The organism is Streptomyces sp. NPDC048172 (genome assembly GCF_043202595.1).
In the GTDB taxonomy this organism is placed as follows: Bacteria; Actinomycetota; Actinomycetes; order Streptomycetales; family Streptomycetaceae; genus Streptomyces.
Map to the genome: position 1 here is coordinate 122,502 of NZ_JBIDAT010000013.1, position 24,380 is coordinate 146,881.

The 24,380-nt window shown below is 75.0% G+C and carries 23 protein-coding genes; 6 read left to right on the forward strand and 17 right to left on the reverse strand.

The annotated features are described in order from the left end of the window. Positions 1 to 3 precede the first annotated feature (3 nt). Positions 4 to 912 carry a universal stress protein gene (locus ACGF3A_RS40095; protein WP_393735495.1) on the forward strand — a complete coding sequence of 303 codons (909 nt, stop codon included), beginning with the start codon at positions 4 to 6 and terminating at the stop codon, positions 910 to 912. A 15-nt stretch (positions 913 to 927) separates the two neighbouring features. Here the strand turns inward: ACGF3A_RS40095 and ACGF3A_RS40100 are convergent, their stop codons facing one another. The 13 genes from ACGF3A_RS40100 to ACGF3A_RS40160 form a co-directional block, all read right to left on the reverse strand. Further along, positions 928 to 1,413: a cyclic nucleotide-binding domain-containing protein gene (locus tag ACGF3A_RS40100; protein ID WP_393735496.1), complete on the reverse strand. Its 486-nt coding sequence runs from the start codon at positions 1,411 to 1,413 to the stop codon at positions 928 to 930. Beyond that, entirely contained in the window at positions 1,410 to 1,655 is a 246-nt protein-coding gene (locus ACGF3A_RS40105) for a CBS domain-containing protein (protein ID WP_393735497.1), read from the reverse strand. The genes ACGF3A_RS40100 and ACGF3A_RS40105 overlap by 4 nt, the downstream gene beginning before the upstream one ends. Before the next feature lie 33 nt (positions 1,656 to 1,688). After that, complete coding sequence (gene hypE / locus ACGF3A_RS40110) at positions 1,689 to 2,741, reverse strand: hydrogenase expression/formation protein HypE (RefSeq protein WP_393735498.1); 1,053 nt, start codon at positions 2,739 to 2,741, stop codon at positions 1,689 to 1,691. Then, positions 2,738 to 3,859, reverse strand: a complete 1,122-nt coding sequence (gene hypD, locus ACGF3A_RS40115; protein ID WP_393735499.1) for a hydrogenase formation protein HypD — start codon at positions 3,857 to 3,859, stop codon at positions 2,738 to 2,740. The genes hypE and hypD overlap by 4 nt, the downstream gene beginning before the upstream one ends. Positions 3,860 to 3,869: 10 nt before the next feature. Next, positions 3,870 to 5,216 carry a Ni/Fe hydrogenase subunit alpha gene (locus ACGF3A_RS40120; protein WP_393735500.1) on the reverse strand — a complete coding sequence of 449 codons (1,347 nt, stop codon included), beginning with the start codon at positions 5,214 to 5,216 and terminating at the stop codon, positions 3,870 to 3,872. Further along, complete coding sequence (locus ACGF3A_RS40125) at positions 5,213 to 6,004, reverse strand: oxidoreductase (RefSeq protein WP_393735501.1); 792 nt, start codon at positions 6,002 to 6,004, stop codon at positions 5,213 to 5,215. The genes ACGF3A_RS40120 and ACGF3A_RS40125 overlap by 4 nt, the downstream gene beginning before the upstream one ends. Position 6,005: 1 nt before the next feature. Beyond that, positions 6,006 to 6,827, reverse strand: coding sequence for an FAD/NAD(P)-binding protein (locus ACGF3A_RS40130; protein ID WP_393735502.1), 822 nt, complete (start codon positions 6,825 to 6,827; stop codon positions 6,006 to 6,008). Beyond that, on the reverse strand, positions 6,824 to 8,008 hold the full coding sequence (locus ACGF3A_RS40135) for a 4Fe-4S dicluster domain-containing protein (RefSeq protein WP_393735503.1): 1,185 nt from the start codon (positions 8,006 to 8,008) through the stop codon (positions 6,824 to 6,826). The genes ACGF3A_RS40130 and ACGF3A_RS40135 overlap by 4 nt, the downstream gene beginning before the upstream one ends. A gap of 29 nt (positions 8,009 to 8,037) precedes the next feature. Next, a complete protein-coding gene (locus ACGF3A_RS40140) occupies positions 8,038 to 10,731 on the reverse strand; it encodes a GNAT family N-acetyltransferase (protein ID WP_393735504.1) in 2,694 nt (897 codons plus the stop codon). A 149-nt stretch (positions 10,732 to 10,880) separates the two neighbouring features. Next, positions 10,881 to 11,774, reverse strand: a complete 894-nt coding sequence (locus tag ACGF3A_RS40145; protein ID WP_393735505.1) for an AAA family ATPase — start codon at positions 11,772 to 11,774, stop codon at positions 10,881 to 10,883. Positions 11,775 to 11,918: 144 nt separating this feature from the next. Then, positions 11,919 to 12,185: a HypC/HybG/HupF family hydrogenase formation chaperone gene (locus ACGF3A_RS40150; protein WP_393735506.1), complete on the reverse strand. Its 267-nt coding sequence runs from the start codon at positions 12,183 to 12,185 to the stop codon at positions 11,919 to 11,921. Positions 12,186 to 12,190: 5 nt separating this feature from the next. Continuing rightward, on the reverse strand, positions 12,191 to 14,521 hold the full coding sequence (hypF, locus tag ACGF3A_RS40155; RefSeq protein WP_393735507.1) for a carbamoyltransferase HypF: 2,331 nt from the start codon (positions 14,519 to 14,521) through the stop codon (positions 12,191 to 12,193). Further along, on the reverse strand, positions 14,518 to 15,027 hold the full coding sequence (locus ACGF3A_RS40160; protein ID WP_393735508.1) for a hydrogenase maturation protease: 510 nt from the start codon (positions 15,025 to 15,027) through the stop codon (positions 14,518 to 14,520). Before ACGF3A_RS40160 ends, hypF begins: the two co-directional genes overlap by 4 nt. A gap of 262 nt (positions 15,028 to 15,289) precedes the next feature. On the opposite strand from ACGF3A_RS40160, the gene ACGF3A_RS40165 reads away from it, so the two are divergent. Together ACGF3A_RS40165 and ACGF3A_RS40170 are read left to right on the forward strand one after the other, a co-directional pair. Further along, positions 15,290 to 16,321, forward strand: a complete 1,032-nt coding sequence (locus ACGF3A_RS40165) for an Acg family FMN-binding oxidoreductase (RefSeq protein ID WP_393735509.1) — start codon at positions 15,290 to 15,292, stop codon at positions 16,319 to 16,321. 157 nt (positions 16,322 to 16,478) lie between these two features. Then, positions 16,479 to 17,357, forward strand: a complete 879-nt coding sequence (locus ACGF3A_RS40170) for a universal stress protein (RefSeq protein ID WP_393735510.1) — start codon at positions 16,479 to 16,481, stop codon at positions 17,355 to 17,357. Between the two features lie 59 nt (positions 17,358 to 17,416). On the opposite strand, the gene ACGF3A_RS40175 is transcribed toward ACGF3A_RS40170, so the two are convergent. Then, positions 17,417 to 17,839: a hypothetical protein gene (locus ACGF3A_RS40175; RefSeq protein WP_393735511.1), complete on the reverse strand. Its 423-nt coding sequence runs from the start codon at positions 17,837 to 17,839 to the stop codon at positions 17,417 to 17,419. A gap of 21 nt (positions 17,840 to 17,860) precedes the next feature. Beyond that, complete coding sequence (locus ACGF3A_RS40180) at positions 17,861 to 18,289, reverse strand: Hsp20/alpha crystallin family protein (protein ID WP_393735512.1); 429 nt, start codon at positions 18,287 to 18,289, stop codon at positions 17,861 to 17,863. Positions 18,290 to 18,606: 317 nt separating this feature from the next. Here ACGF3A_RS40180 and ACGF3A_RS40185 point away from each other — a divergent pair, with 317 nt between their 5' ends. Then, entirely contained in the window at positions 18,607 to 19,467 is an 861-nt protein-coding gene (locus ACGF3A_RS40185; protein WP_393735514.1) for a universal stress protein, read from the forward strand. An 80-nt stretch (positions 19,468 to 19,547) separates the two neighbouring features. On the opposite strand, the gene ACGF3A_RS40190 is transcribed toward ACGF3A_RS40185, so the two are convergent. Both ACGF3A_RS40190 and htpX read right to left on the reverse strand, forming a co-directional pair. After that, positions 19,548 to 20,555, reverse strand: coding sequence for an Acg family FMN-binding oxidoreductase (locus tag ACGF3A_RS40190; RefSeq protein WP_393735516.1), 1,008 nt, complete (start codon positions 20,553 to 20,555; stop codon positions 19,548 to 19,550). A gap of 40 nt (positions 20,556 to 20,595) precedes the next feature. Then, positions 20,596 to 21,501 carry a zinc metalloprotease HtpX gene (gene htpX, locus ACGF3A_RS40195; RefSeq protein WP_393735669.1) on the reverse strand — a complete coding sequence of 302 codons (906 nt, stop codon included), beginning with the start codon at positions 21,499 to 21,501 and terminating at the stop codon, positions 20,596 to 20,598. A gap of 210 nt (positions 21,502 to 21,711) precedes the next feature. Between htpX and ACGF3A_RS40200 the strand changes: the two genes are divergently transcribed. Both ACGF3A_RS40200 and ACGF3A_RS40205 read left to right on the forward strand, forming a co-directional pair. Continuing rightward, entirely contained in the window at positions 21,712 to 21,945 is a 234-nt protein-coding gene (locus tag ACGF3A_RS40200) for a hypothetical protein (protein WP_393735518.1), read from the forward strand. 11 nt (positions 21,946 to 21,956) lie between these two features. Further along, the gene (locus ACGF3A_RS40205; protein WP_393735520.1) at positions 21,957 to 24,335 is read left to right on the forward strand and encodes a stealth conserved region 3 domain-containing protein; all 2,379 of its coding nucleotides are present in this window, start codon (positions 21,957 to 21,959) and stop codon (positions 24,333 to 24,335) included. Positions 24,336 to 24,380 lie beyond the last annotated feature (45 nt).

Here is a 24,380-nt window from a genome sequence, read left to right on the forward strand (position 1 = left end):
GACATGACGGACACCCGCGATCACGTCGTCGTCGGCTACGACGGCTCGGCACCGGCAGCCCACGCCGTGGACCGCGCGGCGGCCGAGGCCGTCCGCCGGGGGACCGGGCTCGACGTGCTGTGCGGCTGGCCCTGGGCGCCCAACGCGTTCTCCGCCCCGGGGCTCGGCGCGGACGCGGCCGTGAGCGACCGCGAGACGGCGCAGGCCATGCTCGACGAGCTCGTCGCGCACATCGAGGAGAGCCGTCCCGGGCTGCCGGTCTCGGCGACGCTGACCCGGGAGGCCGCGGCGCCCGCGCTCGTGGGCGCGAGCCGCGACGCCCCGCTGACCGTGGTCGGCACGCGCGGGCACGGCGGCTTCGCCGGGCTCCTGCTCGGCTCGGTCGGTCTCCGCGTCGCCGCGCACTGCGAGGGGCCGCTGATGGTGGTGCGCGGCGACGAGCACGAGCAGCGCACGGAGACGCGGAACACGGTGCTGCTCGGCGTGAAGAGCGACGCCGAGACCGACCGTACGGCCGTGCGGTTCGCCTTCGAGGAGGCACGGCGGCGCGGGGCGACGCTGAACGCGCTGCACACCTGGCTGTATCCACCGCTTCCGGAGGGGCTGCGGCTGCCTCCCTCGGAGAACGACGCGCGGGAGCTGGAGGAGCACCGCAAGGCGGCGGAAGACGTCGCGCGCCACGCCTTCTCCCCGTTCCGCGAGGAGTTCGCCGACGTCAAGGTCGTCGCCGATCACAGCTGCGCGGACGCGGCCTCCGTGCTGCGGGAGGCCAGCCGCGCGGCGGACGTCGTCGTCCTCACCACGCACCGTCCCCGCCGTCGGCTCTCCCTCCAGCTGGGCCCGGTCACCCACGTGCTGCTTCACCACGCGCACTGCCCGGTGGTGCTGGTACCGGGGAGGACGGAGGCGTGAGGCGGGCCTCCCCGCTCAGCCGGCCCCCGCCGTGCCGGACGGGCCGTACAGGTCGAGCAGCCGGGTGCGGGCGGCCTGGAGCCTCCGCGCGACGACGCCGACGACGTGCAGCGCGAGGGCCTGGCCCAGCACGGGGTCCCGCGCACAGAGACGACGGACCTCGGCGGCGTCGAACTCGTAGGCGTGCGTCCGGTTCACGGCGCGGGCGCCCAGGTGCCATGCGTACGGCTCCAGCAGCCAGGACCAGCCGAGGAGTTCGCCGCGGCCGAGGGTCTCGATGACCTGATCGCGGCGGCCCGGCACATGCGCCTCCAGGGCCACCATGCCGCTGCGCAGGATCCAGAACCGGTCGGCCTTACCGCCCTCGTGGAAGACCCGAGAGCCGGCGGGGAAGGTGACCTCGCGCGCCAGGCCGAGGAGCCGCTCCCCGTGCCCCTCGGGCAGCGTGGCGAGCAGCCGGGACCTCGTGATCGTCGGGATTCCGCGCTCCTCGTGGTTCACAGCGTGCGCGTCCAGTCGCGTTCGGCCATGCGTACGGCGACGGGGACTTCGCTGCGGCGCTCCAGGCGGCCCCTGAGCGTCACTACCTCGTCGCCGCGGAGGAAGACGCGCAGCAGGTCGCTACGGGTCACGATGCCGACGAGGGTGCCGTTCTGGCCGGTCACGGGCAGCCGTTCGACGGAGCGGCGGGCCATGGTCCGCGCCGCCTCGGTCATCACGTTGTCGATCCTGCGGTGCTTCATTCCGTTCCCCTCCTCCACCGGCGCGGCGGCCGGTCAGCAGATGCGCGGCAGCAGCTCGCCGAGCGGCATGTCCAGCACGCGGGTGGCCCCGATGGCGGTGCGCAGGGTGACAGCGCCCTCCGGGGCCGGGTCCGGGGTCGCGGCCGTGACCTCGCCGATCCGCACCGCGTCCGCGCCCTCGGGCCGTGAGCGCAGCGCGGTCAGCGCCCGTTCGGCGGATCCGGGCGCGACGAAGGCGACCAGGCAGCCCTCGTTGGCGACGTGCAGCGGGTCCAGGCCGAGGAGTTCGCAGGCGGCGGCGACCGGGCCGGGCACCGGAAGCACGTCCTCCGCGACCTCGACCGTCACGCGCGAGTCGCGGGCGATCTCGTTGAGGGCCGCGGCGAGGCCACCCCTCGTCGGGTCGCGCAGCGCGTGGACGTCGGGCCCCAGCTCCGCCAGCCGCCGCACGAGCGTGTGCAGGGGGCGGGAGTCGGAGGCGATGTCCGCCTCGAAGCCGAGCCCCTCGCGGGTGCTGAGCACGGCGGTGCCGTGCAGTCCCAGCGGCCCGGAGAGCAGCACCGCGTCCCCGGGGCGGGCCCCCGCCGAGGTCGGGCACAGTCCCGGAAGGCGGCGGCCGACGCCGGTCGTGGTGAGGAAGACCTGGTCCGCCGCGCCCCGGCCGACGACCTTGGTGTCCCCGGTGATCACCGGTACGCGCGCGGCCTCGGCCGCCTTGCCCAGGGACTCCAGAACGGCTCGCAGCACGCTCGTCTCCAGGCCTTCCTCGGCGATCAGCGCGACCGCCAGCGCGAGCGGCACCGCGCCGCGCATCGCCAGGTCGTTGACCGTGCCGTGCACGGCGAGGGAGCCGATGTCGCCGCCGGGGTAGAAGAGCGGGCTGACCACGAACCCGTCGGTGCTGAGCACGAGTTCCGGCGTATCCGGGAGCAGCGCGGCGTCCTCCAGGGGCCCCGGGGGAGTCCCGGGGGCGAGGGCGGGCAGCACCAGCGCGTCGAGCAGCTCCGCGGTCAGGCGCCCCCCAGCGCCGTGACCGAGCTGCACGCGGTCGTGTTCGGCGTACGGGACGGGGCAGTCGGTGGTCATCGTTCGGCTCCCTCGGGGCGTGAGGCGGGGGCGCGGGTCCGGCCCGCGCGGTGGAAGGCCGCGCACGTGCCCTCGGACGACACCATCGGGGCGCCCAGCGGCGTGCGCGGCGTACAGCTCGTGCCGTACGCCGCGCAGTCGGTGGGCAGCGCGGCGCCGGTCAGGACGGCGCCCGCGATGCAGTCCGGGTGCTCGCGGGGGCTCAGCCCTCCCACGTCGTAGCGGCGGGCGGCGTCGAACCGGGCGTAGGCCTCGCGGAGTTCGAGGCCGCTGGCGGGCAGCGTGCCCAGGCCGCGCCAGGCGCGGTCGGAGACGCGGAAGACCCGGTCGACCGTCGAGCGTGCCTCGCGGTTGCCGTCGCGGCGCACGGCCCGGGCGTACTGGTTCTCCACCTCGGCGCGGCCCTCTTCGAGCTGGCGGACGGCCATGAGGATGCCCTCCAGCAGGTCGAGCGGCTCGAAGCCGGTGACCACGATCGGCACCCGGTACCGGGCCGCCAGCGGCTCGTAGGCGGTCCAGCCCATCACCGCGCAGACGTGTCCCGCGGCGAGGAACGCCTGCACCTGGCAGTCCGGGTCCTCCAGCAGCGCGGTCATCGCGGGCGGCACCAGGACGTGGCTGACCAGCACGCTGAAGTTGGCCAGCCCGAGGCGGTCGGCGTGCAGCACGGCCATCGCGTTGGCGGGCGCGGTCGTCTCGAAGCCGACGGCGAGGAAGACGACCTCCCGCTCGGGTGCCCCGGCGGCCATCCGCACCGCGTCCATCGGCGAGTACACCACCCGTACGTCCGCGCCCCTGGCCCGCAGCGCCAGCAGGTCGCAGGAGGAGCCCGGCACGCGCAGCATGTCCCCGAAGCTGGTCAGCGTCACGCCGGGCCGGGCGGCGATGGCCAGGGCGCGGTCGAGCGTCTCCAGCGGGGTGACGCAGACGGGGCAGCCGGGCCCGTGCACCATGCGCATGCCCGCGGGCAGCAGCTCGTCGATGCCCTGCCGCACCAGGGTGTGCGTCTGGCCGCCGCACACCTCCATGATCTGCCAGCCGCGGGTGGCCGTACGGTGCAGCTCGTCCAGCAGCGTGCGTGCCAGTACGGGGTCGCGGTACTCGTCGAGGTGGCGCACGGCAGGCCCCCTAGCCTCGGTCGACCGTCAGGTCGAGGAAGTGCGTGGAGCAGGAGATGCACGGGTCGTGGTTGCGGATCGCCCGTTCGCACAGGGCGGTCAGCTCGGCGTCGGTGGGGGAGCCGGAGTCGAGCGCGAACTGCGTGGTGCGGCGCAGATCCTCCTCGATGGCGCCCTGGTTCTGCGCGGTCGGCGGGACGAGCAGCGCGTCGGTGAGCGTGCCGTCCACGTCCATCCGGTAGCGGTGGTACAGCAGTCCGCGCGGGGCCTCCGTGGCGCCGTGCCCGGTGGCGGCGCGCGGCGGCACGTCGAGCGCGGGGCACGGCGGCGGCTCGTACGCCGCGATGATCCGCAGGGCCTCGTCGATCGCGTGGATCACTTCCAGCGCGCGGATCACGATCGAGCGGAACGGGTTGCGGCACACCGAGTCGCGGCGGGCCTGACGGGGGTCGCCCAGCCCGGCGGAGACCGCGGCCTCGCACAGCTCCGGCGCCAGCCACCGGCCGCTGAGCGCGAACCGGGCCAGCGGGCCCGTCAGATGGCGCCGACCGTCCAGCCGGGAGTGGAGCGCGGTGGAGTGCGGCACCTGCTCCTCCACCACGTGCCGGGTGAACTCCCGTACGGGGAAGCCGTACGCGGGCCGTGCCGGATCGGCGGGCAGCACCCTCGGGGTGCCGCGCTCGATGGCGTACGTGCCCGGTTCGGCCAGCGCGAGCAGGTCGGCGTCGACGGCGGCGTCGGGGAAGCCGAAGCCGGAGACCCAGCGCAGGGTCTCCCACGCGTCGTCGCGCGCGGCGCGCAGCCGGTCGGCGAGGGGCCGCAGTTCGGCCGCCGTCGGGACCCGGTGGAAGCCGCCGAGCCGGACGTTGACCGGGTGCACGGCGCGCCCGCCGAGCAGCTCCAGCAGCGCGTTGCCCGCCTGCTTCAGGCGCAGGCCGCGCTCGACCTCGGCGCGGTGGGTGCGGGCCAGCTCGATCGCGCCGTCCCGGCCGAGGAAGTCCGGGGCGTGCAGCAGATAGATGTGCAGGGCCTGGCTCTCGATCCACTCGCCGCAGTACAGCAGCCTGCGCAGCGCGGCGAGCTGCCCGCCGACCTCTACGCCGCAGGCGTCCTCGATCGCGCGGCACGCGCTCATCTGGTACGCGACGGGGCAGATGCCGCACACCCGCGCGGTGATGTCGGGCGGCTCGGTGTGAGCCCGGCCGCGCAGGAACGCCTCGAAGAAGCGCGGCGGTTCGTAGATCGACAGCCGGGCGTCCGTCACCCGGCCGTCGCGCACGCTCACGTGCAGCGCTCCCTCGCCCTCGACCCGGGAGAGCGCGCCGACGTGCAGGACGCGGGATCCCCGGTGCGTCATGAGTCCTCCTCGGGTCCCCGCGGACGCTGGGCGAAGGTCCGCGCGTTGTACGTGCGCAGGAACCGTTCGACGTCGCGTTCGGCCATGCCGTCGCGGCGCAGCAGCGGGATCAGCGCGGGTAGGTTCGCGGAGCCGGACGGCCCGAAGCAGCCGTAGCAGCCACGCCCGTACGCCGGGCAGATCGCCCCGCACCCGGCGTGCGTGACGGGGCCCAGGCAGGGCGTGCCGTGCGCGACGGTCACGCAGACGGTGCCGCGCCGCTTGCAGGCGAAGCACACGCTGTGGTTCGGGACGTCGGGCTTGCGGCCGGTGAGGAAGGCGGTGACGACCTCCAGGAGCTGGCCCTTGTCGATGGGGCAGCCGCGCAGCTCGAAGTCCACGTCCACGTGCGCGGCCACGGGGGTGGAGGTGGCGAGGCTGTCGATGTAGTCGGGCCGGGCGTAGACGACCGAGCGGAACTCCTCGACGTCGCCGAAGTCGCGCAGCGCCTGGATGCCGCCCGCCGTCGCGCAGGCCCCGATCGTCACCAGGTGGCGCGCCTCGGCCCGGATCCGCTGCACGCGTTCGGCGTCGGCGGCTGTGGTGACGGAACCCTCGACGAGCGCCAGGTCGTAGGGGCCGGGCCGGACGGCGCTGGTCGCCTCGGGGAAGTGCGCGATCTCGACCCGGCCGGCGAGCGCGAGGAGCTCGTCCTCGCAGTCCAGCAGGGTGAGCTGGCAGCCGTCGCAGGAGGCCAGCTTGTGGACGGCCAGCGTGGGCGTACGGTCGTGGTCGTGGCGTCCGTCCATGTCACAACTCCCTCGTCATGAGGAGCGGTTCGGCGCGGTCCCAGCCGATGACGGGCCCGTCGCGGCAGAGCAGGACGGGGCCGAGCTGGCAGTGTCCGCAGTGGCCCGTGGCGCAGCGCATGTTGCGCTCCAGCGAGACGCGGACGCGCGGCGCGGGCAGCCCCGCCTCCCGCAGCTCGCGCGCGGTGGCACGGATCATGACCTCCGGCCCGCACACGAAGGCCGTCGTCCGGGACGGCTCGAACTCCGCGCCGCCCAGCAGGGTGGTGACCACGCCCACATGCCCCGTCCACCCGGGGGCCGGACGGTCGACGGTGGCCTGTACGCGTGCGGTGCGCCAGGAGCGGAGCTGCCGGGGGTAGAGCAGCCCGGCCGGATCGCGGGCGCCCACCAGCAGGTTGAGCCGTCCGTACGCGTCGGCCTCCGCGAGCGCCGCCTGCACCAGCGGGCGCAGCGGCGCCAGCCCGATGCCCCCGGCGACGACGAGCAGGTCCTGGCCGAGGGCGGAGTCCAGCTCCCAGCCGGTGCCGAACGGACCGCGTACGCCCACCACGTCGCCGCTCCGTACGCGGCACAGCGCGCCGGAGACGGCGCCCACTGCTCGTACGGTGTGGACCAGGCCTCCCCGTCCCGGCAGGCCGGAGACGGACACCGGGATCTCGCCGACCCCGAAGGCGTAGAGCATCGCGAACTGGCCCGGGGCGAAGGGCGGCAGCGCCTCGCCCACGGGTTCCAGCACGAACGTGACGGTGTCCGCGGACTCCCGCCGGTGCCGCGTCACGCGGTGCGGCACGGGCGGGCCCACGGCGAGCGGCGCGCTCACGGCTCCGTCTCCTCGTGTTCCGCGCGTGCTTCGCGCTCCTCGCGCTCCTCGCGCTCTTTCTGGAGCGCCGCGGCCTCTTCGGTGATGTCGATGCCGACCGGGCACCACACGACGCAGCGCCCGCAGCCGACGCATCCGGACGTACCGAACTGGTCGTGCCAGGTGCCGAGCTTGTGGGTGAGCCACTGCCGGTAACGGCTGCGCGCCGAGGAGCGGACCGGACCCCCGTGGAGATACGAGAAGTCCAGGTCGAAGCAGGAGTCCCAGCGGCTCCACCGCTCGGCGTGCTCGCCGGTCAGATCGGTGACGTCCTCCGTGGTCGTGCAGAAGCACGTGGGGCAGACCATGGTGCAGTTGCCGCACGTCAGACAGCGCGCGGCGACGTCGTCCCAGCGTGCCGCCTCCGTGCTGGCGCCCATCAGCGCGCGCAGGTCGACCGGCGGCATGGCACGGCCCATCCGCTCCCGGGCCGCCGCGACCGCGCGTTCCGCCTCCTCGCGGGTGGCGGCGTCGGCGGGACGCCGGGGGAGTCGGGCCAGCACCCGCGCGCCCTCCTCGCTGCCCGCGCGGACGAGGAAGCGGTGGCCCTCATCGTCGACGACCTCCGTCAGCGCCAGGTCGAAGCCCCCCTGCGCGCCGGGCCCCGAGCCCATGGACACGCAGAAGCAGGTGGCGCCCGGCTCGGTGCACTCGGCGACTATCAGGAACGCCCCCCTCCGGCGCTCCTGATAGCCCCCCTCCCGGTACCGGCCGCTCGCCAGCACCCGGTCCTGCACGGCGATGGCACGCAGGTCGCACGGCCGTACCCCGAGGAAGGCGTAGGCCGGGGCATCGGGCGCCTCCGTCGTGACCGTCATGCCGCCGTCGGCGCCCCGCTCGGCGGTCCACTGCCGCTCGCGCTGCGGGTGGAGGAACGTCTTCCAGGAGTTGGGGCCCGCGCTGTGCGCGAACGCCGCACCGTCCTCGCGGGGCCGCAGCCGGTAGCGGCCCGCCTCCAGTTCGACGCCCCAGCCGTAGGGGAGCTGATCGCCCGACTCCAAGGGCGCCAGCACGACGGCCCCGTCCCGGACCGTCGGTCCGATCACGGTGCGGCCCTCCTCGGCCAGGACGCGGATCAGGGCGTCCAGGCCGTCCTTGCCGAGCACGGCGCTCTCGTACGGTGCGTTCGCGTCGTCGGACACGGTGCTTGCTCCTCCCGGGGCCGTCGCGGTCAGCGCAGCCTGCGCAGATACGGGTCGCGGTGCTCGCGCGGTACGAGGCGTACGCGGGCGTCGAGGGCGGTGACCGCGTCGGGCCTGGCGAGTACGGGGTTGAGGTCGGCCTCGGCGAGTTCGGGCAGGTCGGTGGCCATCCGGGACAGCCCCGTCAGCAGCCGCTCCAAGCCGTCGAGGTGGACGGGACCGCCACCGCCGCGGCCGAAGAGGAGCGGGGCGCACCGCGGCGAGGTGATCAGCTCGTGCAGGTCGCGGTCGGTCAGCGGCGCGAGGCGTGCGGCGTGGTCGGCCAGCACCTCGGTGGCCGTGCCGCCGAGCCCGAAGACGACCAGCGGGCCGAAGACCTCGTCCTGGACGACGCCCGCGAACAGTTCGATGCCGCGCGGCGCCATCGGCTGCACCACCACCCCCGTGAGCTGGCCCTCGAAGCGGGTCGCGAAGTCCCGGTAGGCGGCGCGTATGTCGGCCTCGGTGGTCAGGTCCAGGGCCACCGCGCCCTGCTCGCTCTTGTGCAGCAGGCCGGGCCAGTGGGCCTTGAGCGCCACCCGGCCCGTTCCCCGGGGCGGGGGCAGCGCAACGGTCCTGGCCGCCTCGACGGCCTCGTCCTCGGTGGCCGCCCACTGCCAGGGCTGCTGGGGGAGGGCGTAACGGCACAGGAGGCGGGCGCAGGTGTGCGGGTCGAGCCAGCCGCCCTCGGGGTGCGAGGACAGCCACTCCTCGACGATGAGCCGGGCCCCGGCGGTGTCCGCGCCCGGCGCCTCGGCCACGGTGCCGGGCGGGCGGGCCCGCCATTCCGCGTACGTGGCGGCGTGCGCGAGGGCGTGGGCGGCCTGGCGGGCGTCGGCGTAGCCCGGGATCCTGGGCTCGTCGCCGTGGTGGTGGAGCTGGACGGGGGCCTGCTGGCCGGGGAGGACCGCGGCGACCGTTCGGGAGCGACGGTCCGGGGCGTGGGTGAGGGCCCGGAGCAGATCGTCGCCGGTCGCCGCGGCCAGCGCGGTGGGGACCAGGGCCACGACGACGGCGTCCACGCCGGAGGTGGCCGACAGGAGGGCGACGCAGGCGCGCAGTCGGTCCTCGGAGACGGCGGCGGTGGTGTCCACGGGGTTGTGCGCGGAGGCCCCGGAGGGCAGCAGCTCCGTCAGCGCCTCCACCGTCCCCGGGGGCAGCCGCGGCACGCGCAGTCCCGCTTCGGCGCAGGCGTCGGCGGTCAGGACGCCGATGCCGCCCGCGTTGGAGACGACCGCGACCGAGCGGCCGGTGGGCAGGGGCTGGGCGTGCAGGAGCGCCGCGGTGTCGACGAGTTCGCCGATGCTGTGGGCGGCGATGATCCCGGCCTGGGTGAAGAGCGCGCCGCGCGTCATGGTGGGCGTCGCGGCGGCGGCCGTGTGCGAGGCGGCGGCGCGCCGCCCCGCGTCCGACCGTCCGGCGTCCACCGTCAGCACCGGCATCCGCCGGGCCACGCGGCGCGCCGTACGCGCGAACGCGCGCGGGTTGCCGAACGACTCCAGGTGCAGCAGCGCCAGCTCCGTCCTGCCGTCGCTCTCCCACCAGCGCAGCATGTCGTTGCCGCTGACGTCGAACTTGTCGCCGAGCGAGACGAAGTCGGAGACGCCCATGCCCAGTCTGTCCAGCCGGTCGAGCAGGGCGATCCCGACCCCGCCCGACTGCACGGCCACGCCCGTGGTCCCGGAGGCCGGGGGCCGCGCGGCGAACGTCGCGTTCATCCGGTGCTCGCCCGTGGTGGCCACGCCCAGGCAGTTGGGCCCGACGAGCCGCATACCGTGCCGTCGGCACGCCGCCAGCAGCGCGGCACCCCGCTCCCGGTCCAGCCCGGAGGAGAGGACGGCCAGCGCCCGTACGCCCCGCTCGCCGCAGAGCTCGGCCGTCCGCGGCACGTCGTCGGCGGGCACGGCCAGGACCGCCAGGTCGGGTACGAAGGGGAGTTCGGCCACGGACGGGGCGCTGGGCACCCCGGCCACGGCGCGGGCCTGCGGATTGACGGCGTGCAGGGGCCCGGTGAAGCCGCTGAGGGCGAGGTTGCGCAGCACCACGCCGCCCACGGAACCGGGCTTGCGTCCGGCGCCGACGACCGCGATCGAGCGGGGCTCCAGGAGCGGGCGCAGGCTCAGCAGGTCCGCCGACCTGTCCCGCGCGTCGACCGCGTCCAGGTACCGCTCGTCCTGCTCCAGACGCACCACGCAGCGCACCTCGGGCCCCTCGAACCGCCGCTCCACGTGCAGTCCGAGATCGGCGAAGACCTTGAGGACCTCGTGGTTCTCGGAGAGCGCGTACGCCGTGAGCGAGCCGACGCCCGCCGTACGCGCCGCGTCCACCAGATGCTCCAGCAGCAGGGTGCCGATGCCCCGGTGATGCCACTCGTCGCCCACCGCCAGCGAGACCTCGGCGGTGTCCGAACCCTCCGGCGCGACCACGGACTCGGCGATCCCCACGAGCCGCCCGCCCGTCTCGGCCACCAGAGCCAGATGCCCGGCGGACGTCGCGTCACGCGGATCGGGCAGCCCCTCGGCCGCCAGCCGCGCCGAACGGTCGCTGAGCGAGAAGAAGCGCAGCCGCAGGTTGCGGGGCGACATCTCCTCGTACAGCCGCAGCACTTCGGCGCTGTCCTCGGGCCCGGCACGCCGGATCAGTGCGGTGCTCCCGTCGGCCAGCAGCGCGTGCACTCCAGGCATCGCTCTCCCCTCCCACGCGTCGACTGCCCTCAGCGTCGACCGTGAACGGGCGCCTCCCCAGGGGCCGTGCGGGGCCGAACGGGGGGCCGGACGGCTCGGGGGCGGGGGCCGGAGGGCCTGTTGGCCGAGGGACCGTGAGGAGAGGCACGTCAGTGCCTGGGCGGTGGGAAGGGCCCCAACTGAGGATCCCGCCGCCCCAGCAGCCGCTCGGCCTCTTCCTCGGTGAACGGCAGCAGCGGCACGTAGGCCATCGCCTCCAGGCAGGAGGACCAGTCTCCCGGGGGCAGCCGCCGCTGGCCTGCGACAGTCAGTACGAGGTTCGACGGCAGGTCGCCGTAGCGCCCCTCCACCAGTTCGAGCAGCCACTTGCCGAGGAACGGCTCGGTGCGCTCGTAGGTGTCGAAGAAGAGCGCGAGCCAGGGCACTTCACCCGCGAGCCGGTGCAGAAGCGCCACGAACGGCGGGGTGAGCGCCTCCGCCGGACCGGGCGGTACGGGGTCTACGGCATGGGCACGCTCGTTGATGGCCGTCCCCACCCGATGGGCGGCCTGGCTCACTTGTTCCGTGGACACGGCACTGGCCAGGGGGCCGACGACGGGCAGGCTCTGTGCCACAGCGAGCCCCATCCCCGCCACGAGCTTGCCTCCGGTGGAAGGCCCTTCCTCGATCGGGCCCGCTGCTGCCTGGGCGTCCCGCAGCTGCTGCTGATAGGAGGCCAGTGCCTTGTCGAAGTGCTTCGCCGCGCCCTTGGGGGCCAACTGCCGCACCATCGACTCCAGCGTGGCGACCAGCCCTTCCGGTTTCTCGTCGACCCGCGCGGTGAGGGCCCCCATCTCTTCCCGGGCCAGCCGTTGGAACTGCTCGGCCAGGAGGGTCTTGCCCACCCCCGCGTCACCGTGGATGTTGAACAGGAACCGTCGCCGTTCGTCCTCCGGCGCTGTCGTGAAGTTGGCCCGAAAGTCCGCGAGTTCGTCCCGGCGCCCCACGAACCGGGCACGCCGACGCCGGCGCATCAACTCCTGCATGCTGGGACTGTCGGTCATGGCACCCCCTCCAAGCCATCGACCTCCCTCCAACTGTTGCAGGGACGAAAGGCGCTTCCCAAGAACCTGCGCCGGACCTCTTCCGACGCGATGCGCTCGCGTGTCCGTGGCAGGTGCGGACGTCGCGGGGCCGCCTCCGCGGTTCTAGCGTGCCGGGGGCAGCGGTTCGCCCAGTTCGCCCTCGACCGCGTCCGTCATGGCGCGGAGGACGTCGAGGGTGCGGTGGGCCTCGTGTTCGTCGATCGTGGTGATGGCGAAGCCGACGTGGACGATGACGTACTGGCCGGGCTCCGCCTCCGGGGTGCAGGCCAGGCAGACCTCGCGGCGGAGGCCGCCGAAGTCGACCCGGCCCTGGCGCAGTCCGTCGTCGTTCCACACCTCCAGGATCCGGCCCGGGATGCCGAGACACATGGGCCTCACTCCTCCGCTGTCAGCCGTGCCGCGGCGACGGCCGCCTGGCCGTAGCTGAGTCCGCCGTCGCCGCACGGCACCGCGTGGTTCGTCAGGACGCGCAGCCCCGCCGCCCGCAGTTCCTGGCGGACCTCGGCGAGGAGCCGCCGGTTCTGGAAGCAGCCGCCCGCCAGGCACACCGTCTCCGGCGCGCCCTCGTCGACGGCCGCTGTCACCAGCGCGCGGGTCGCCTGGGCGAGGGTCGTGTGGAAGGCGGCGGCCAGTTCCCGTACGGGGCGGCCCGCCGCGCGGCCCTCCAGCAGCGCCACCAGGGTGGGCACGGGGTCGAAGACGGCGAGCCCGTCGTCGCGGTGGGCGCGGTGGGCGCGGTGGACGTGCCAGGGCAGGGCCCCGGGGCGTGCCTCGCCCGCCGCGGTCTCCAGCGCGACGGCCGCCTGGCCCTCGTACGAGACCGTGTCGCACAGCCCCAGCAGGCTCGCGGCGGTGTCGAAGAGGCGGCCCGCGCTGGAGGCGCGCGGGCAGTTGAGGTCCCGCGCGATCATCGCCCGTACGACGTCCGCCTCGCGGGGATCGAGTCGGGCGGCGAAGGTCTCGGCCAGCGCGGGCGGTACACCCGGGGCGCCGCCCGGGTCCGGCGGTTCGGCGCCGTACAGATGGCCGAGGGCCATGCGGGCCGGGTGCCGGACCGCCGCGGCGCCGCCGGGGAGGGGCGCCGTCGCGAAGCGGGCCACGCGCCGGTAGCCCGTCAGGTCGGCGACGAGGACCTCGCCGCCCCACAGCGTCCCGTCGTCGCCGAGCCCCAGGCCGTCATAGGCCACCCCGGTGACCGCGGTACGCAGGCCGTGCTCGGCCGCGCAGGCGGCGATGTGCGCGTGGTGGTGCTGCACGGGAACGCGCCGTACGCCCGGGAGGGCTCGCGCCCACCGGGTGGACAGGTACTCCGGGTGCGGGTCGTGGGCCACGGCGCGCGGGGCGATGCCGGTCAGCCGTGACAGGTCCGCGTACGTGCGCGTGAACGCGTCGAGCGTACGGGCGCTCTCCAGGTCGCCGATGTGCGGCGAGAGATACGCCAGTCCGCCCTGGGCCAGTGCGAAGGTGTGCTTGGACTGGGCGCCCGCCGCGACCAGCGGTACGGGGGCGGGCGAGGGGAGGGGCAGCGGCGCGGGCGCGTGGCCGCGGGCCCGGCGCAGCGTCGCCGTCCCGCGTCCCGAGGCGCGGACGACCGAGTCGTCGTAGCGGGCGAGCACCGGACGGTCGTGGTCGAGGAAGCCGTCGGCGACGGAGCCGAGCGCCGCCCGCGCGGACTCCGCGTCCGTCGCCAGCGGCTCGCCCGCGAGGTTGCCGCTCGTCACCACCAGCGGCCGGTCCAGGTCGCGCAGGAGCAGATGGTGCAGTCCTGTGGTGGGGAGGAAGAGCCCGATCCGTGGGGTGCCGGGGTGAACTCCCGTCAGCATGGCGGACGTTCGCGCGGCGAGGAGGACCACGGGCCGGGCGGGGGAGGGGAGCAGGGCGCGCTCGTACGAGGTGGCGCGGGCCAGCGCCCGCACCTGCCCGAGGTCCCGCACCATGACCGCGAACGGCTTGTCCGGTCGGTGCTTGCGCCGCCTCAGCGTCGCGACGGTCTCCGCGCGCGTGGCGTCGCACACCAGCTGGTAGCCGCCCAGCCCCTTGAGCGCCACGATGCCGCCGCCGTCCACCACCGCCTCGGCGGCGCGCAGCGCCTCCTCGCCCCGCAGCCCGTCCCACGTCAGCCGGGGACCGCAGCGCGGGCAGGCGAGAGGCTCGGCGTGGAAGCGGCGGTCGGCCGGGTCGTGGTACTCGCGGGCGCAGTCGGCGCAGAGCGGGAAGCCGCGCATCGCCGTGCGCTCGCGGTCGTAGGGGAGCGCGGCGATCACGGTCGCGCGGGGGCCGCAGTCGGCGCAGTTGGTGAAGGGATAGCGGTGGCGGCGGTCGCCGGGGCTGAACAGCTCCCGTACGCAGGTGGGGCAGGTCGCCGCGTCCGGCGGGACCTGCCGGGAGGCGGCGCGGGCGCGCCGGGAGCGGCTGCCCCGCACGGTGAATCCGGAGCCGGGCCGCGGTACGGCGCTGTCCGCGGGCCCCACGCGCACGTCCGTGACCCGGGCCAGGGGTGGCGCGTCCCGGTGCAGCCGGTCGGTGAACGCGCGTACGGACGCGGCGCTGCCCGCCACGGTGACCAGCACCCGGCCGTCCACGTTCCGCACCCAGCCGTCCAGCCCCAGCGCCGAGGCGGTGCGGTGGACGAAGGGCCGGAAGCCCACGCCCTGCACCGTCCCCGACACCTCGATGCCCCGGGCGACGCGCTCGCCGCCGTTCATCGCGCGTCCCCTTCCGCCGAGCGGTGCGCGGTGATCTCGTCCTCCACGAGCAGGGCGAGCCGTTCGACGGCCTCGGCGACCGGCTCGCTCAGTCCGGTGCCCATGCTGTGGTCGGCGCCCTCGACGGCGTACACGACCAGGCGGCGCGGCAACCGGCCCAGCGCGCGGGAGAGTTCGACGGCCTCGCCCAGTCCCAGGCCGTGCGAGCTCGCCTCCGGGCTGCGGGCCGCGGTCAGCGCCGGGCCCTCGGCGGCCAGCCGGTGCAGCCGTCCCGGGTGGCCGGGGTGCGCGTGCGCGGCGTCCAGCACTACGGCGAGGTCCGCGCCCTCCCACAGGGCGATCAGCCGTGCCGGGTCCCCGTCGCACACCTCCAGCCGGGTGCCCGGCGGCAGAGGGCGCTCCCGCGCCCGTTCCGCCAGCGTGCGGACCACGGCCCAGCCCGCCCCGTCGTCGTGCCGGAACTCGTTCCCGACGCCGATGATCGCGATACCCGTTCGCACGGCCATGCCCTCAGCGTCGCGGCCGACGGGGCGCGGGGCCCGGGGCCTTTGGTCCCTCGGCGGGGGAGGAACGGCCCCCGTCCCGGGGAGGCGGGGCACCTGCCCGTACGGCCGTGGGCGCGTCACTGTGGCGGGAAGACGCGGACGTACGCCGCGTGTACGCGCACGGCGTGCAGGGCGTGTACGGCGCGCACGTACGTAAGGCGCGCACGTACGTACGGCGGCGCACCTCCGCGGTCCGCACTCCTCCCGAACGGGGGTCTCCGCCATGGCCGGAACACGGGACCACATCAGCCGTCCCGCCCACTACCTGGTGCGGGCGGCGGTGACGGCGCCGTCGCTGCACAACTCGCAGCCGTGGCTGTTCGTGGCGCGCGACGACGTGCTGGAGCTGTACGCGGACCCCGCCCGGCGGCTGCGGACGACCGACCCCGGCGGGCGTGAGCTGACGGTGAGCTGCGGGGCCGCGCTGTTCAACGTGCGGCTCGCGATGCGGCACCTGGGATTCCGCCCCCTGGTGCGGGCGTGCGACGAGCCCGGGCGCCGGAACCTGCTGGCCGAGATCCGCTGGGGACCGTACGAGCCGCCCGGCGCGGACGAGGAACTCCTGCACCGGGCCCTCACCCTGCGGCACACCCACCGTGGCCCGTTCCTTCCCGGCTCCCTGCCGGAGCCCCTCCTGCGGGGGCTGGCCGGGCAGTGCCGGGCGGAGGGGGCCCTGCTCCGCGTCGTCGCCGACGCGGAAGGGGCGAGCCGGATCGCCGAGGCGGTACGGGAGGCGGAGACGGTCTGGCGGGCCGACCCGTCGGCGGCCTCGGAGATCGCGCGCTGGGCACCCGTCGCGGCGCCGGTGCCGGAGGGGGAGGAGCGCTCCGTCCACCCGGCGTATCCGGACGGCACCGCGTTCGCGGGGCGCGACTACACGGGCCGGTCCCGCCATGGCTGCTGGCGCGAGCCGGTGGCGGGGGCGGGTGCGCCGGGTGCCGTGGTGGTACTGGCCACGCGGCGCGACGACCGCCGGGACCGGCTGCTGGCGGGGCAGGCGCTGCAGCGAATGCTGCTGGCCGCCGCGGCGTACGACGTCCGGGCCGCCTTCCACACCCAGCCGCTGGAGATTCCCGCTCTACGGGAACGGCTGCGCAGAACCGTCACGTTCGGCTTCCCTCCGCAGGTCGTCCTGCGCCTGGGGCGGGCGAGTGGCTCCGTACCGACGGCGCGCCGTCCGGCGGCGGAGGTGCTCAGCGGGATTGCGAGTGCGGGGCCCGTTCCAGCGGCAGCACCTCGGCGATCCGGGGTGTGATCTCGCCCCTGGCCCGTCCTGCGAAGAGGCACGTACCCCGGGGCCGAACCGCTCGTGTCCGGGAACTGCGGCCCCTGCCCGTGACGCGGGAGCGGCGACACGATGAAGGGAACGAGGCCTCCCTGCCTCTGCCGGGGGCCTCTGAAAGGGGGGGGCGATGACCATGACACGGCACCTCGCCGTCGGACTGGACGGCTCCGAGGAGAACCTGGCCGCCGCGCGCTGGGCAGCGGACGAGGCCGCACGATGCGGACTTCCGCTGCACCTGGTCTACGCGTCGGCGGGACTCCCGCCGGACGCGTTCGGACGCGCGGAGCGCGCATCCCCGCGCCACTGGCCGGGGCGGATCCTGCGGGACACCGCCGAGGAACTGGCCCGCCTGCACCCCGAATTGAAGGTCGTCAAGGTGCTGGAGCCGAGGGCTCCGCAGTACGCGCTCCTGGACGTCGCCAAGGCGGCGGAGTTCCTGGTGATCGGCACCAACGCGCCGGGCGCCCTGGGCGGCTGCATAGCAGGGGCGATGTCCCTGCTGATCGCCGCCCGCGCCCGGCGTCCCGTCGTCCTCGTACGGGCCGGTGGGGACGGCGCGGCCGGTGCGGCCGGTCCGTACGGGCGTCCGGCGGACGCCGACGGGGAGACCGTGCTGGCGCTCGACCCGACCCACGCGCCCGGCGGCGTCCTGGCCTTCGCCTTCGCCTTCGCGGCCCGTCGCGCGGGAACGCTCCGGGTCGTGCACACCTGGCGGTATCCGTACGGGACGTCGGCGGACGTACGGGAGAAGGCGGGGGAGGCCGCGGAGAACGGGGTCGACGAGGCGTTGCGTCCCTGGCGCGTGGCGTATCCCGACGTTCCGGTGAAGGTCCGGGTGGAGCGGGGCGAGGCGGTTCCGGCGCTGCTGGAGGCCGCCACCGGCGCGTCGCTCGTCGTCGTGGGCCGCCGCGTGCGACGGATACCGGTGGGCGCCCGGCTCGGCCCGGTGACTCACGCGCTGATCCACCGCGCGCCCGCACCCTTGGCCGTGGTCCCGCACGAGTGACACACGAGTGACGAGCGCCCGGACCGGTGCTCCGGTCCGGGCGCTGTCACCGCTCGCTGTTACTGCTTCTTGAGGTAGAGGGTCTTTCCCGCGTCGGCGCCCATCCACAGCTCCTTGTCGCCGCCTCCGAGCATCGCGGTGTTGCCGTAGGTGAGGGGCGACGAGCTGGGGTTGACGAGCACGGTGACGCCCTCGACGCACCAGGTGTCCTTGGCGTCGAGGGAGTTGAAGTGGAGGTAGACGGGGTAGTAGCCGAGCTCGTTGGTGTCGAGCTGCGGTTTGCGGGGGTCGTTGAGCGCGGCGTTGAGGACGTTGCTGCCCGCGCCGAGAACGAAGGACTGTTCCTGGCCCTGCTCGAAGTCGTTCCCGCTGGTGTCGAGGACGAACTCACGGCCACAGATGCCCAGCGAGACGCTGCTGTTGGTGCCCGCGCCCGCGGTCGACGAGGTCCAGACGTTCACCTTGATCGTGGAGATGATCACGAGAGTGCTCCCTTCGGCGGATCAGCCGCGCTGGACGGGGACGGTCTTCTCCGGGGTCTTGTGGGCGCCCGCGAGGGGGACGGTGACGGTGAGGATGCCGTCCTTGTACGAGGCGGTGGTCTCGTCCGTGCGGGCTCCGGCGGGCAGCCGGGTGGAGCGGACGAGGGTGCCGTAGCGGAACTCGGTGTGGTGGGTGGTCTCGGTCCGCTCGCCGCGTTCGGCCTTGAGGGTCAGGACGTCGTGGTCGATGCTGATCTCGATGTCCTTCTCCGGGTCGAGCCCGGGGAGTTCGGCGTGGACGCGGTAGGCGTCCTCGGTGAGCTCTGCCTCGATGCGGATGTCGTGGGCCCCGGGGACGCCGCGCCACAGCGGGATCCCGGTGAGCCCCGACTCGATCCAGTCGAAGACGTCCGGCAGATGTGCGGGGCGTCGTTCGCGGATGCCGGCCATGCCGATATCTCCTTCTCCTTCGGGGAGAGGGGGCGGTGTGCTCCCACTGCCACATCTAGTCGGGAACGGGGCGGGAGATGAGGGGCCGGGCGGGTGTTCCCCGGGGGCCGGACGGCTCCCGCCAAGGGCCGTCCGGCCCCGATACGGCGGCTGACCGGCATCTGCCACCGCCGGGTCCGCGGGCGCACTGTGGAGGCGTCGCGGCGTCGCGGGCAACTCACCGCCCATGCGGTGCGAGGCGAGGCGGGGCCCGTGCGCGCCCGCCTCCGTGCGCCCCGGTCCGACCGTCCACGCCGCGCTCCTGGAGGTGACATCCGGTGGTACGACCCGTCGCTGTGGGGATCGACGGCAGCGCCGCGAGCCTGGCGGCCGCGGCATGGGCCGCGCGGGAGGCCGTGCTGCGCCGGACCGGACTCGCGTTGGTGTCCGCCTGGTCCGGGCCCGGGGCCACGTCCCCGGGGGCACCCGGTGAGGCGGCCCGCCGACGCTGGGCGAGCCGGTCCCTGTCCCTGGCCTACGACCGGATCCGGGGCCGCCACCCGGCGCTGGAGGTCAGCAGGGAGGAGCGGGAGGGCCCGCCCGTCGACGTACTGCTTGCCGCGGGGGAGCGCGCGCAACTCCTCGTGCTGGGCTCCCGTGGGCTGGGCGGTCGCGCCACGCCGGTCCTGGGCTCCACGGGCCTGCGGACCGCCGCTCGGGCCCGGTTCCCCGTCGCCCTGCTGCCCCCGGAGACCGCCGCCGTTCCGGACCCGGCGCGTCCGGTGCTGCTCGCGCTGGACGTCCGCGACCCGGCCGACGACGTGATCGCCTTCGCGTTCGAGGAGTCTGCCCGGCGCGGGGTCGAACTGCACGCCCGTTACGCATGGAAGCCGTCCCTCCTCCCGGTGAGCTACCCGGCGTCTCCGCAGCCGCGCCGGCTCGGCCTGGCGGCGCGCCGTGAGACAGCAAGGCTGAGCGCCGCGCTGCGGCCCTGGCGCGACAAGTGGCCCCGGGTACGCGTGGTGGAGGACGCCCGGATGGACACCGGCCCCGCGGGCGTCGCCGCCGGGTCCGGAAACGCCTGCCTGACCGTCCTGGGCCACCGGACCCGCGCCCACGGCGGCCTCCTCGTGGGACCCGTGACGCGGACGGTGCTGCAGCTCGCGGAGTCGGCCGTGGCGCTGGTCCCGCACACCTGAACGTACGAGTCGCGGGGCATCCGCCTGCAGCCGCCTGCAGCCGCCCGGCCGGGCTCCGGTCGGGCTCCGGTCGGGCCCCGTCACGCGAGGTCGAGGACGTCCCGGACCGGGCGGCGTGGGGTGGCGGGGCCGGTGGGGCCGTAGCCGAGGCGGAGCACCATGTGGACGTGCCCCTTGCCCGAGACGGGCTCACGGACGAGCGGGCGCAGGTCTGCGTTCTCCAGGGGGTGGGAGGTCAGCGAGGTGGCCAGACCGGCGAGGGTCGCCTCCAGCAGGACGCGTTCCAGCGCCTGGCCCGCGCGCAGCCAGTCGCCCGGCGCGTCGCCGGGAGTGCTCAGCAGGGCCAGCCGAGGATCCCGTTCGAACGGCGTGGCGTCACGGTCGTCGGTCCGCGCCCGGCGTCCGGCGAAGTCCCGCAGTGGTGCCCTGCCGTCCTCCTTGCGCGGCCCGAAGGCGTACTCGGGAACACCGTCGACGGCGTCCCCCGCGTCCGCTCCCGTCCGGGTCCAGCGGGCCAGCTCCGCGACGCTCTCACGGTCGAGGGCGTCGCGGCCCTCGGCGTCGTGCACCAGCTCCAGGACGGAGTCGATGTGCCAGGAGCCGGGGAACAGCAGCTCGGCTCCCTCGTCGGCGGCAGCCCTCCGCAGCGTGGCCCGCACCTCCTCCGGGACGTCGCGCCCGGTGAAGGGATGGCGGCTGGTGCGCCGCCGCGCGATCGCCGGGTGGAGGCGGGCCAGGGAGCCCTGGTCCGCCCGGCCCGTGGTCGTATCCGAGGCGTCGCCCAGCCGTACGACGGCGAGGAGGAACGGGTCGTCGGCCTCGGGCAGCAGTCGTACCTCCGGGACGAGGCCGGCGTGCTCGGCGGCGACCCGCAGGTTGAACAGCGCGGCGCCGCAGCCGATGTGCAGCGCCCGGTTCCCCGGGTCGGAGCGCGGCATGGCCCGGCAGGGGTCGGCCCACAGCCCCACCTCACGTACGGCGGCCACGTAACGGAACCGCCAGGGCTGCGCGTTGTGCATCGACGGAGCCGTCACGGCCTCGGCGACCAGCGCCGTCACCGTCCCGGCGTCGAGCGGACGTGCCGTCATCGCGGCCTCCTTGCCGACGTCCCCGTCGCTTCACGTCGCTTCACGTCGCGTCGCGGCCCAGCCGCGTGGAGATCTCCGCGAGGGCGTCGAGACGCTGCTGGAGGGTGGGGTGGGTGGAGAAGAGGCGGGCCGCCGCGGAGCCCGGCCTGAGGGCGGGGGTGAAGAAGAACGCGTTGAACGCCCTCGCGGTCCGCAGGTCCTTGGTGGGGATGCGGGCCATGTCGCCGTCTAGCTTGGTCAGTGCCGAGGCCAGCGCGGAGGGCTTGCCGGTGAGCAGGGCGGCGGCGCGGTCGGCGGCGAGTTCGCGGTAGCGGGACAGGGCTCGGATGAGGAGGAAGCTGAGGGCGTAGACGAGGGCGGAGACCGTCATGACGATGCCCAGCAGCGCCGCGGTGTTCTGATCGCGGCCTCGCCCGCCGAACAGCCCGGAGTAGAAGGCGAACCGGACGATGAGCCCCGCGATCACCCCCAGGAAGGAGGCCAGGGTGATGACCGCGACGTCGCGGTGTGCGACGTGGGAGAGCTCGTGGGCGAGGACGCCCTGGAGTTCGTCCGGCTCCAGGCGGCGCAGCATTCCGGTGGTGACGCAGATGACCGCGTGGTCGGCGTCGCGGCCCGTGGCGAATGCGTTGGGCAGATCCGTCTCGGCGACCGCCACGCGCGGCTTGGGCATGTCCGCGGTGGCGCACAGCCGGTCGACGATTCCGTGCAACTCGGGCCGTTCCTCGGCGCTGACGAGCCGTCCGCGCATGGCGTACAGGGCGATCCGGTCGGAGAACCAGTACTGCGCGCCCAGCACCCCGACGGCGATGACGACCACGAGGATCACGGACTTGAGCAGTACCACCAGGGCGGCGAGGAACGCCACGTAGACGAGCCCGAGCAGGAACATCGTGAGCACCATGCGGGCGGTCAATTGCCGGTCGGCTTCAAAACGGCTGTGCATCGTCAGCACCTCGGGGTTCGGTTCCGCCGTGGGGTCGGGGGTCGGGGCGGCGCTCGGCCCGCGTCCCACCCCTCGTCCCTCAAGCGTCGCGCCGCGCCGGTCCCGCGCCCAGGGCCCATCGGGCCCGGAGCGTGCCCCGGCCGTGCCCGTCCGAGGGACCGGTGAGCCCTGGTCCGGCGCGGAGGGGCGCGCCACGGTGGGAGGAGGACCGTGTGGACGCGGCCCTCCCCGCCGCGTACGGGAGGCCGCCGTGGAGCAACTGTCGTACGGCAGTGTGATCGTGGCCGTCGACGGCTCGGCCGCCGCGCTCGCCGCCCTGCGCTCGCCGCACTGCGCTGGTCGGCCGCGAAGGCCGAGCAGACGCGGGCCCGCGTGGTGGCCGTGCACGCCTGGCTGCCGACCGCGTCGCTGCGCGCCCCTGCGCCCCCGCCGCCGGGCGGCTGACGACCGCCCGCGTGCAGGAGAAGCTGACCAAGCCGCTCACGGTGCGCACCCGCACCCAGGGCGGCAGCAGCGAGTTCCTGCCCCTGGGCTACAGCTACAGCTACAGCTACAGCACCCCGACCATGCTGGTGCTGTTCGTCTTCGTCTTCGTCAACGCCCTCGCCTTCGGCTCGGCCCTCGTCCAGGCCCGCCAACTGGGCATCTACGGACGCGCGCTGGCGGCACCCGTCACCACGCGCGCCCTGATCGCCGGGGAGTCGCTCGCGTACGCCGCGCTCACCGTGCTCCAGTCCCTGCTGCCGCAGGCTCACCGGGCCGGGGCGGTGAGAGGGGGCGGGTGGCGGCAGGCGGCGGGCTGCTCAGCAGAGGCTGCCCGTGCCCGTACACCATGTACACCATCACTCGGCGGTGGCGGGGACCGTCAGGCGTTCCGGCACCTCGAACAGTCCGTTCGCCGCGTGGACAGGTGGACACGTGGACAGCGGGCCCAAGAGGCCCTCGCTCACGGGGCGTACGGGCCCCGGTCGTGCCCGCCCGGACCCGCGCGCGGGGGTGCGGGCCGGGACACCATACGAAGGGGGGCGGGAGAGGAGCGCCGAGTGATGGCCGGGACGATTGAGAGGGGTCGTACGCCACGGAGTTCCCGCGCGCTACGGGCCTACCGGCGTGCCGCGCCCGGGTGGGCGCGGGAGCTGGTCGTCGTGCACACCTCCGCCGCCGTGCGGGCCCGCGTCAAGAGGGTGCTCGGGGCCCACCGGCCCCTGGGCGAGCGCTGCGCGCCGGTCAGGGCGGCCCTCGCGGTGCGGCGTCACCCGGAGGTCTTCCGCTCGCCGGGCTGGGAACCGCGACTGGTGCGCGGGGCGCCGCGCGCGGTCCAGCGGGTGGCTCGCCCCACCCCTCTCGGTGCGCGCCGCACTGCCCTGACCCGGGTCACCCGGGCACTGGAGCAGGCCGGGGTGGACCACTTCTGCGTACGGGGAAGGGCCGCCGCCTCCTCCGTCGTCGGGGTCGCGGCGGCCGACCGGCCGCGCGTACTCGCCGCGCTGGCGCGGGCGTGCGCCGAGGCGCCCGGATACGTCTCCGTCGAGCACCCCGCGCGGCCCGGCCGAAGGGTCCCGCGCCCGGGCTTCTCGCGCGGGGCCTGGGCGCGCCACGGCCTCGCCGCCGCCACCGTGATCCGCCTCTCCTGGTACCAGGGCGATCCGCGCGGCAGGCTGCTGCTGGGGCCCGCGTACGGCTGCGACGTGGAGTTCTGGGCGTCCGCCGAGGACACCGGCGAGCTGGTCGCGCCGCGGCCGAACCGTACGGCCGTACGGGTGCCGCGTACCGCACCGCCGGTGTCCGTCTCCGACTCGCTGTTCACCGGGCTCGCCACGCCGGGCCGCCCGCTGCCCGCCGTACGCACCCGGCCGGAGTTCGCCGCGCCTGCGCCGGGCGACGTGCTCTTCCCCGTCGACGCCGTCTACACCTGGGTGGACGGCAGCGACCCGGCGTGGCGTGAGCGCCGCGCGCGGGCAGGCGGCGGCGCGTACCACGAGGAGGCGGCGAACCCCGCGCGCTACGCCAGCCACGACGAACTGCGCTACTCGCTGCGCTCCCTGCGGTTCTACGCCCCCTGGATACGGGACGTCTACCTCGTCACGGACGAGCAGGTGCCGCCGTGGCTGGACGCGACGGCTCCGGGACTCCGGGTCGTCAGCCACAAGGAGATCTTCACCGACCCGGACGCGCTGCCCACCTTCAACTCCCATGCCATCGAGAGCCAGTTGCACCACATCGAGGGACTCTCCGAGCACTTCCTGTACCTCAACGACGACGTGTTCCTCGGCCGCCTCACCACGGCCCGCGACTTCTTCCTCGGCAACGGCCTGACCAAGTTCTTCCCCTCCCCGGCGCTCGTGCCGCCGGGGCCGCCCACGGCCGAGGACACCCCGGTCTCGGCGGCGGCCAAGAACAACCGGGCCCTCGTCCAGGCCGCCTTCGGCACCGTGCTCACCCAGAAGATGAAGCACACACCGCACGCGGTCCGGCGCAGCGTGCTCGACGAGATCGAGCACCGCTTCCCCGAAGCCCATCGCGCCACCGCGAACAGTAGATTCCGCGGCCTCGGCGATCTGTCCGTCGTCTCCTCGCTGCACCACTACTACGCCTTCCACACGGCCCGCGCCGTCCCCGGCCACCTGCGGTACGCCTACCTCGACATCGCGGACCCCCGGCTGAACGAGCGCCTCGACCGCCTCCTGGAGCGCCGGGACCGGCACGCCTTCTGCCTCAACGACACGGTCTCCCAGGAGTGCGACGAGGCGGCGCAGCGCGCACTGCTGGTGCCGTTCCTGGAGGCGTACTTCCCCGTGCCCGGCCCGTACGAGCGGGGCCTTCCGGCCCCCTGAAGCGGGCTGAAGCGCCCCTCCCCGCCGGGGCCGGCGCGCGCGACG